The organism is Hydrogenophaga sp. (assembly GCF_050182545.1).
Lineage (GTDB): Bacteria > Pseudomonadota > Gammaproteobacteria > Burkholderiales > Burkholderiaceae_C > Hydrogenophaga.
The window spans coordinates 1-8395 of the sequence record NZ_JBFXCD010000034.1 but is presented as its reverse complement, the minus strand read 5'-3'; the positions used below and the strand labels follow the sequence as shown (position 1 = coordinate 8395).

Below are 8395 nucleotides of genomic sequence, written 5' to 3'. Positions count from 1 at the left end.
GCGCCAATCGAGGCGCGCGACGACGGCCAGACTGGGTGTCTGGCCTGGGAGTGCAACGAAGAGTGGCGCTGTTTCCACCCCATCCCCTTCGGGTTGCGGCCAAATGGGCCATGCGCGGCGTTGCGAAGCCTTGCCGGGGGGCAACCCCGGCTGCGTTTCGCGCCTTGCGCATGGCCTTTTTGATCCGCAACGCATCTTGGAAAAATAGTGTGAACAGGCCCTGGTCACCCGCGCGATGGACGCACAGGGCCCGGGCGCCCTACGATGCGCCGCATGAACCCCGACACCCCCACCCCCGCCGAAGGCGGCATTCGCACCGAGGTGCGCGGCCACCTGTTGCTGATCGGCATCGACCGCCCCGCCAAGCGCAACGGCTTCACGCCCGCCATGCTGCAAGCCCTGGCCGAGGCCTACACCCGGCTCGACGACGACCCCGCGCTGCGCGTGGGCGTGCTGCACGCCATGGGCGACCACTTCACCGCCGGGCTGGACTTGCCCAGCTTCGCGCCGCTCATGCAGCGCGGCGAGCGCGCCATTGCCCAGGGGCTGGTGGATCCGACCGACCTGGGCCGCCCCGGCTACCGGCGGCGCACCAAACCGATGGTGGTCGCGGTCAAGGGCATCACCTACACACTGGGCATCGAACTCATGCTGGCCGCCGACATCGTCGTGGCCGCGGACGACTGCCGCTTCTCGCAGCTGGAGGTGCAGCGCGGCATCATGGCCACCGGCGGCGCCACGCTGCGCATGGCCGAGCGCGCCGGCCTGGGCAACGCCCTGCTGCACCTGCTGGCCGCCGACGTCTTCGACAGCGCCGAAGCCCTGCGCCTGCATTTCGTGCAGCGCGTGGTGCCCGTTGGCAGCGAACTCGACGAAGCCCTGCGCATTGCCGAAGCCATAGCCCAGCAGGCGCCGCTGGCGGTGGTGGCGACACGGCTGAATGCGCTCAAGGCCGTGGAGCAAGGGCCGATGGCCGCGGCCGACGAATTCGAGGCCACGCAGCGGCGCCTGGCCAACAGCGAGGACGCGCGCGAGGGTGTGTTGTCGTTCCAGGAGAAGCGCGCGGCGCGGTTCAGTGGGCGCTGAGCGCCGGTGGTCGCGTGCGGCGGCGGCCCACACGGCTCAGGCGCTGTTCCACTGCGTGGTGGAACAACGCACCCGCCAGGTTGCACGCCAGCCAGGCCAGCAGCACACCCACGGTCTGCGTGACCGGATCGGCGTTGCCGTAGCGCGTGAACAGCGCGTTGACCACCAGCGCGACGGGGAAGTTGAGCAAGAACACCGAGTAAGAAATGCGGCCCAGGTAGGCCACTGCGCGGCTGCGTGGCCAGGTGAACAGCCAGCCCTGGCGCTGTGCGCAGGCCAGCAGCAGGGCCACGCCCAGCGCCAGCGCGATGCGCTCGCGGAAGTCGATCACCAATGCCACCAGCGTCATCGCCACCAGCGCGGCCATCACCCAGCGGCCGGTCTGCCAGGCCGCGCCGTGTCGGGTGGACCAGTACGTCAGCGCGCCCAGGCCGTAGGCGCCGAAGAAGTACAGCGCCCAGCTGTCCCAGCCGGCTTCGCGGTTGAAGTGAAACAGCGAGGCCACCACGCCCAGTGCGACCAGCGCCTGCACCCCGGGGCCGGGTGCTTTGGCATCGCGCCTGGCCGCGCGGCGCACCAGCCAGAGCAGGCCGAGCAGCAGCGCGTAGAGCTGGAAGTCGATCGCCACGTACCAGACGCCGGCCGAGAGCGAATCCACGTCCAGCAGCGTGTGCAACAGCAGCGCGTGCATGACGAACTGCCACACGCCGGGCGGCGCGGGCAGAGAGTCGTGCTGTGCCATCCATTGCCGCGCGAGTTCGGTGCACAGCATGGCCACGAACAGCGCGGCGATGTAGGGCAGCGCCACGCGCACGTATCGCTGCCATAGCTGCTTGCCAGGTGAGCGGGTGCGCAGCCCGCCATCGGGCGCGAGGCTGCGCGCAGCCAGAAACCCGGCGACCACCAGGAACACCTGAACCGCCATGCGCGCGTCCTGGCTGAACCAGGCCACGAGACCCGGAGCGAGCTGGTGTGTCCAGTCGGACATGGGGCCATAGAAAGCCAGGTGGTGCAGCACGATTAGCTGCGAGCCGACCGCCTTGAGCAGGTCGATGAACGGCAGGCGCTCGCCCGCGCTCGCAGGGGCGTTCACACGGCCGCCACGCTGCCATCGCTGCGCGGATCCGCCGCGCCCTCGATCACACCATCCGCGTGCCGAACCAGCGCCCCGGCGTGACCCATGGTGTCGCTGAAGGCCTCGGGCAGCACTTCGACCACGTGGCCGGCGTTTTTCAACGCGGCTACCAGCGCCGGGTCGAAACGGCTTTCCAGTTTGAGTGATGTGCTCACGTCGCCCCAGGTGCGGCCAAGCAGCCAGCGCGGCGCGCTCACCGCCTGTTGCAGCGACTGGCCGAAGCGGGCGTAGCGGGTGAACACGGCGGCCTGCGTTTGCGGCTGGCCTTCGCCGCCCATGGTGCCGTAGGGCATGACGCGGCCGTCGTCGAACACCGCCAGCGAGGGGTTGAGCGTGTGGAACGGTTTGCGGCCGGGTTCGAGCGTGTTGAGCGCCGCTGGGTCGAGCGAAAAGCTGGTGCCGCGGTTCTGCCAGCAGATGCCGGTGTCCTGCAGCACGGTGCCGGAGCCGAACTCCCAGTACACGCTCTGAATGAAGCTGACCGCGCGGCCCTGCGCGTCGACCGCGCCCATCCAGATCGTGTCGCCGGGCGTGGCGGGGTCGGGCCAGGGCAGGGCGCGCTGTGTGTCGATCTCGGCGGCGAGCGCGGCCAGCGCCCCGGGTTGCAGAAAGGCGCGCGGATCGGCGGGCAGGCGGCCGGGGTCGGTCACCACGCGCTCGCGCACGCGGAAGGCGCGCTTGGTCGCTTCCACCAGGCCGTGCAGGTGGGCAAAGCCTTCGCCTTCGGTCACGCCGAGCTGTTCGAACAGGCCGATGATCATCAGCGCGGCCAGGCCCTGCGTGGGCGGCGGCAGGTTGTAGACCGTGCTGTCGTTCAGGCGCACGGCGAGTGGCTCCACCACCTGCGCGGTGTAGGCCGCGAGGTCGCTGGCGCGCACGGGGCTGCCCACGCGCTCCAGTGCGGCGCCGATGCGCGCGCCCAGTTCGCCGCGGTAGAAGTCGTCCAGCCCACGTTCGGCCAGTGTGGCCAGGGTGCGGCCGAGCGCGGGCTGCCGGAGCACGTGGCCCGGCGCGGGCGGCTGGCCGTTGACCAGGAAGGTGTCGGCAAAGCCGGGCGCGTCCTTCAGGCCGGCGAGCTTGTCGCGCGTGAGCGCGGCCTGGCTGGTGGTGACGACGATGCCGTCGTTCGCGTGGCGGATACCGTCGGCCAGCAGGCGCTGCAGCGGCAACGGTGTGCCCCAGGTCGCGGCCACGTCGAGTGCCTTCGCCCAGCCGCCAATGGTGCCGGCCACGGTGAGCGCGGCGGTGGCGCCGCGCGGGGGAATGGTGGCCTGCCCGGCGTAGAAGTCGCGCGTGGCCAGGGCGGCGGCCGGGCCGCAGGCGTCGATGGCCACCACCGGCTTGCCGGGTTCGTGGATCAGCCAGAAGCCGTCGCCACCGATGGCGTTCATGTGTGGGTAGACCACCGCGATGGTGGACGCGGCCGCCACCATGGCCTCGACCGCGTTGCCGCCATCGCGCAGCACGTCGCGCCCGGCCTGCGCCGCGAGGTGGTGGGGGGCAACCAGCATGCCGCCCAGGGCCTTGAGGGTGTGGATCATCGTGGTGGTCTCGCGGTGGTCAGGTGAGCAGTGCGTGGAACATGCGCAGCGCGGTGAGGGCCAGGAAGGCCGCAAACACCTGGCGCAGGCGCCGGGCATCGATGCGGTGTGCCAGGCTGGCGCCCCATCCGGTGGTCGCCATTGTCGCCGGCACGATCAGGGCCATGCCCAGCAGGTTCACATAGCCCAGGCTGAAAGGCGGGCGCAGCGGCACACCCAGGCCATTGATGATGAAGGCCACCGCGCCGGGGAAGCTGATCACCATGCCCAGCATGGCGCCGGTGCCCACGGCGGTGTGCATGGGCACCCGCAGCGCGTTGAGGATGGGCACGCTGAGCGTGCCGCCGCCAATGCCCATCAGGGTGGAGACGCCACCAATGCCGCCACCGATGAGCGACGTGCCCACGGTGCCGGGCAGGCCGTCGCGCAGCGCGAAGCCGTCGCGCTTGAAGGCCATGTTGAGCGCCACCACCAGCGCCACGGTGGCGAACACCGCCGTGAGCGAGGCACTGCTCAGGTAGCGGCTGGCGACGGAGCCCACCAGCACGCCGGCGATCACCGCCGGCATGAGGCGCTTGATGAGCGCCACGTCCAGGCTGCCGCGTTGGCGGTGCGCGCGGCTGGACATGATGGAGGTGGGGATGATGGTGGCCAGCGAGGTGCCCACGGTCACGTGCATGCGCACGGCCTCGTCGATGCCCAGCAGGGTGAACAGGTGGTAGAGCACCGGCACGATGACGATGCCGCCGCCCACGCCCAGCAGGCCGGCGAGCACGCCCGCGACCAGGCCCGTGGCGAGCAGGGCCAGCGCCAGCCCCAGCAGCCAGGCGGCGCTGTGTTGGTTGAAGAGTTCCATGGCGTCTACCAGCCGATGGCTTTGGGCAGCCAGAGCGCGATCTGCGGGAACAGGAACAGCAGCAACAAGGCGACGAACTGCAGGCCGATGAAGGGCAGCACGCCTGTGTAGATGTCCTTGATGTTCACCTCGGGCGGCGCCACGCCCTTGAGGTAGAACAGCGCCCAGCCGAAGGGTGGCGTGAGAAAGCTCGACTGCAGGTTCAGCGTGATCAGCATCGCCAGCCAGACCGGGTCCACGCCCAGGTTGAGCAGGATGGGCAGGAACAGCGGCACGGCGATGTAGCTGATCTCGATCCACTCGATGAAGAAGCCGAGCACGAAGATGATCAGCAGCATGAACCAGATGGCGGTGTTCGTGCCGCCCGGCAGCGCATCGAACATCGAGACGATCAGGTCTTCGCCGTGCAGGCCGCGGAACGAGAGCGCGAACACCTGCGCCGTCATGAGGATGAACATCATGATGGCGGTGATCTTGCTGGTGTCCAGCGCGCTGGCCTTGAGCGTCTTCCAGCTCAGCCGGCCCGACAGGGCGGTGATCAGCACCGCGCCCACCGCACCCATGCTGGCGGCTTCGGTCGGCGCGGCAATGCCGCCGACGATGGAACCCAGCACCGCCACCACCAGCATCACCGGCGGCAGCAGCACCTTGAAGAAGCGCACCCAGAGCTGGCGCCGCGACACGGTGTCGCGCTCGGCCAGCGGCAGCGCCGGCATGCTGGCCGGGCGCAGCATGCCCATCACCAGCAGGTAGATGATGTACACGGCGGCCAGCAGCATGCCCGGGCCCACCGCGGCCGCGAACACCGTGCCCACCGAGAGCTGCATGATGTCCGAGAGCAGGATCAGGATCAGGCTGGGCGGAATGATCTGCCCCAGCGTGCCCGAGGCGCAGATCACGCCGCAGGCCACGCTCTTGTCGTAGCCGCGCCGGATCAGCGTGGGCAGGGTGAGCAGGCCCAGGGTGATGATGGTCGCGCCGACGATGCCGGTGGTGGCGCCCATGAGCACGCCGAACAGCACGATGCCGATGCCCATGCCACCACGCACGCCGCCGGCCAGGTGGCCCATCACGTCCAGCAGGTCGTCGGCCAGGCGCGATTTCTCCAGCATCACCCCCATGAACACGAACAGCGGAATCGCCATCCACTGGTAGCCGCTGACGATGCCGTAGAAGCGCGCGGGCAGCAGGTTGAACAGGCTGGTGCCGAAGCCCAGCCAGCCGAACACGAAGCCGGTGACCGCCAGGCTGATGGCCACCGGGATGCCGATCATCAGCATCGCGAAGAAGCCGACCAGCATGAAGACGGCATAGGTCGACATCTCAAACACGGCCGGCCTCCCCGGCGCCGTCCAGCGGTGCGGTGAGCAGGCGCACCAGCTGCGCGAGCTGCTGCAGCACCAGCAGGCCATAGCCCAGCGGAATCAGTGCCTTGACCAGCCAGCGCAGCGGTATGCCGCCGGGGTCGGGGGAGCCCTCGCTGATCGAGCGCGACTGCTCCACGTAGCCCAGCGAGAACCCGATGAACAGCACCGCCACCGTGATCAGCAGCAGCGCGCCGACGACGTCCACCGCGCGCCTGGCCGCGGGCGAGTAGCGCGCGTAGAACAGGTCCACCCGCACGTTGTCGCCACGCTGCAGCGCGTGGGCCATGCCCAGCAGGATGAGGGCGGCCAGCAGGTGCCACTCCAGTTCCTGCGCCCACACCGAGCCGAAGCTGAAGGCGTAGCGCAGAACCACGTTGGTGGCGACCAGGCCGATCATCACCAGCGCGATCCACGCGGTGAGCGCGCCGATGCGGTCGATGAAACCCTCGATGTGCGCGGCCAGCGGCCGCAAAGCCTTGAGCATGGTGGCGGTCTCCGTCGCGTCAGCCGCGCACCTTGGTGTGGTAGGCCTCTTCGCTGGTCTCGCTCCAGCGGTCGTACTTGGCCTTGAAGGCGAAGTAGGAGTCGTGCACCTTCTTCGCCAGCGGGTCCTTGGCCACGAGCTCGGCCAGCACCTTGTCGGTCTCGGTGCGCAGGGCCTTGATGACGTCGTCGGGCAGCGGGCGCGCGATCACGCCCTGGTTCTTCACCAGGTCGTCCATGGCCTCGGAGTTGGCCTTCTGGCACCAGGCCTCGCTGATCACGTTGCAGGCCGCCGAGGCATTGCTCACGATGGCCTGCAGGTCCTTGGGCAGCTTGTCCCAGGCGGCCTTGTTGATGAGCAGCTCGGACACGGTGGAGGATTCGTGCCAGCCGGTGGTGTAGTAGTACTTGGCGGCCTTCTGCAGGCCCAGGCGGCGGTCCTGGAACGGGCCGACGAACTCGGCCGCGTCGATCACGCCGCGCTCCAGCGCGGGGAAGATTTCGCCACCGGGCAGCACCTTCACGTCCACGCCCAGGCTGGCGTAAACCTTGCCGGCCAGGCCGGGGATGCGCATCTTCAGGCCCTTGAGGTCGGCCGCGGTCTTGATCTCCTTCTTGAACCAGCCTGTCATCTGCACACCGGTGTTGCCGCAGGGCATGGCCACCATGCCGAAGGGCGCGTAGACCTCGTTCCACAGGTCGATGCCGCCGCCGTCGTACAGCCAGCCGTTCATGCCCTGGAAGTTCATGCCGAACGGCACGGCGGTGAAGTACTGCGCGGCCGCGGTCTTGCCGGTCCAGAAGTAGGCGTTGGCGTGGTTCATCTCCACCGTGCCGGCGCGCACCGCGTCAAAGCCTTCGAACGCGGGAATGAGTTCACCGGCGCCGAACACCTGGATGTTCAGGCGCCCGTCGGACATTTCCTTGATGCGTTTGGCCAGGTCGGTCGCGCTGCCGGGGCCGTCCATGTAGAAGGGCGAGCCCTTGCCGTAGGCGCTGGTCATCTTCCAGTTGAAGCTGCCCTTGCTCTGGGCGCTGGCGAGGGCGGGAGCGCCGAGCACGCTGGTGGCGAGGGCGGCGCGAGAGAGGAACTGGCGGCGGACGAGGGACATGGCGGCACTCCTGGGTGAGGGGGTTGAAACGAAAAGGCTGCCGTTTGTAAGGCGGCGGACCCTCTCTTCCGCAATCCCCATGCCACCCCGAAAAGTGCGCCAAGTCCTTGATTTGTCTGGATTTCGTTGCGCCGACGGCGCCAGTCCTCCGTCTTGGTGCATGCGGGCGGACTCAGCGCAACGCCGCGTCGGTGTCGAATGTTTCGTGATTCGAGCCTCAAGTGCCGTTTGTCAAGTGATGGGAGTCTGCAAGCCCCGCATGGAAGCCCCGCGGCCCGCATGACCAGCAGGCAGCGCACAAACGGTCATGGCGCACGCCGCCGGTGCGCGCGCACCAATCCGGGCGGGTTTACAAACGCGCGCCGCCGCGCCGGTTCTTCACCCGTGTGAGCAGGGTCTTGCAGTCCACCGAAAGGATCTCGGGGCGGTTGAAGATGTGGCGCCGCACGAAGCCTTCAAAGGCCTCGGGGCTCTCGGTGAGCGCGTGCACGTGCAGGCTCTTGAGGTCGCTCATGATGTACAGGCTCACCACCTCCGCGCAGTCGGCCAGTTCCTGCGCGATGCGCCCGATCGCCGCGGGCGCGACCACGATGTCGAGGAAGGTCGAGTTCACCTGCCCCAGCTTCTCGGGGTTGATCACCGCGGCGAACAGCTCGATCACGCCGCTGGCCTGCAGCCCCTGCACGCGCGAACGGGCGTGCGCGCGCGAAATGCCGAGCTGGCGCGCGATGTCGGCGAACGAGGCGCGGCCGTCCTTCACCAGGATGTTGAGCAAGGCCTTGTCGAGCTTGCTCAGCGCAATGTCGAGGGAAGGT

At 68.9% G+C, this 8395-nt stretch carries 8 protein-coding genes; 1 reads left to right on the top strand and 7 read right to left on the bottom strand.

The genetic code is table 11. The annotated features are described in order from the left end of the window. Positions 1 to 273 precede the first annotated feature (273 nt). Positions 274 to 1086, top strand: a complete 813-nt coding sequence (locus AB7P10_RS19895; RefSeq protein WP_428295576.1) for a crotonase/enoyl-CoA hydratase family protein — start codon at positions 274 to 276, stop codon at positions 1084 to 1086. Here the strand turns inward: AB7P10_RS19895 and AB7P10_RS19890 are convergent. The 7 genes from AB7P10_RS19890 to AB7P10_RS19860 all read right to left on the bottom strand — a co-directional run. Next, positions 1073 to 2179 carry an acyltransferase family protein gene (locus AB7P10_RS19890; RefSeq protein ID WP_428295575.1) on the bottom strand — a complete coding sequence of 369 codons (1107 nt, stop codon included), beginning with the start codon at positions 2177 to 2179 and terminating at the stop codon, positions 1073 to 1075. The two genes, AB7P10_RS19895 and AB7P10_RS19890, sit on opposite strands and share 14 nt — an antisense overlap. Continuing rightward, entirely contained in the window at positions 2176 to 3762 is a 1587-nt protein-coding gene (locus AB7P10_RS19885) for a gamma-glutamyltransferase family protein (protein ID WP_428295574.1), read from the bottom strand. Before AB7P10_RS19885 ends, AB7P10_RS19890 begins: the two co-directional genes overlap by 4 nt. Before the next feature lie 19 nt (positions 3763 to 3781). Beyond that, complete coding sequence (locus tag AB7P10_RS19880) at positions 3782 to 4618, bottom strand: sulfite exporter TauE/SafE family protein (protein WP_428295573.1); 837 nt, start codon at positions 4616 to 4618, stop codon at positions 3782 to 3784. A 5-nt stretch (positions 4619 to 4623) separates the two neighbouring features. Further along, positions 4624 to 5940 carry a TRAP transporter large permease gene (locus AB7P10_RS19875; protein ID WP_428295577.1) on the bottom strand — a complete coding sequence of 439 codons (1317 nt, stop codon included), beginning with the start codon at positions 5938 to 5940 and terminating at the stop codon, positions 4624 to 4626. Between the two features lies 1 nt (position 5941). Then, positions 5942 to 6469: a TRAP transporter small permease subunit gene (locus AB7P10_RS19870; RefSeq protein WP_428295572.1), complete on the bottom strand. Its 528-nt coding sequence runs from the start codon at positions 6467 to 6469 to the stop codon at positions 5942 to 5944. A 19-nt stretch (positions 6470 to 6488) separates the two neighbouring features. After that, a complete protein-coding gene (locus AB7P10_RS19865; RefSeq protein WP_428295571.1) occupies positions 6489 to 7580 on the bottom strand; it encodes a TRAP transporter substrate-binding protein in 1092 nt (363 codons plus the stop codon). Positions 7581 to 7929: 349 nt separating this feature from the next. Further along, positions 7930 to 8395, bottom strand: a 466-nt coding sequence (locus tag AB7P10_RS19860; protein WP_428295570.1) for an Lrp/AsnC family transcriptional regulator, incomplete at its 5' end; no start/stop codon positions are given.

Coding starts and splice junctions, on each gene's coding strand:
- AB7P10_RS19865 (WP_428295571.1), bottom strand. CDS start 7,580: ATGTCCCTCGTCCGCCGCCAGTTCCTCTCTCGCGCCGCCCTCGCCACC.
- AB7P10_RS19895 (WP_428295576.1), top strand. CDS start 274: ATGAACCCCGACACCCCCACCCCCGCCGAAGGCGGCATTCGCACCGAG.
- AB7P10_RS19885 (WP_428295574.1), bottom strand. CDS start 3,762: ATGATCCACACCCTCAAGGCCCTGGGCGGCATGCTGGTTGCCCCCCAC.
- AB7P10_RS19875 (WP_428295577.1), bottom strand. CDS start 5,940: ATGTCGACCTATGCCGTCTTCATGCTGGTCGGCTTCTTCGCGATGCTG.
- AB7P10_RS19880 (WP_428295573.1), bottom strand. CDS start 4,618: ATGGAACTCTTCAACCAACACAGCGCCGCCTGGCTGCTGGGGCTGGCG.
- AB7P10_RS19870 (WP_428295572.1), bottom strand. CDS start 6,469: ATGCTCAAGGCTTTGCGGCCGCTGGCCGCGCACATCGAGGGTTTCATC.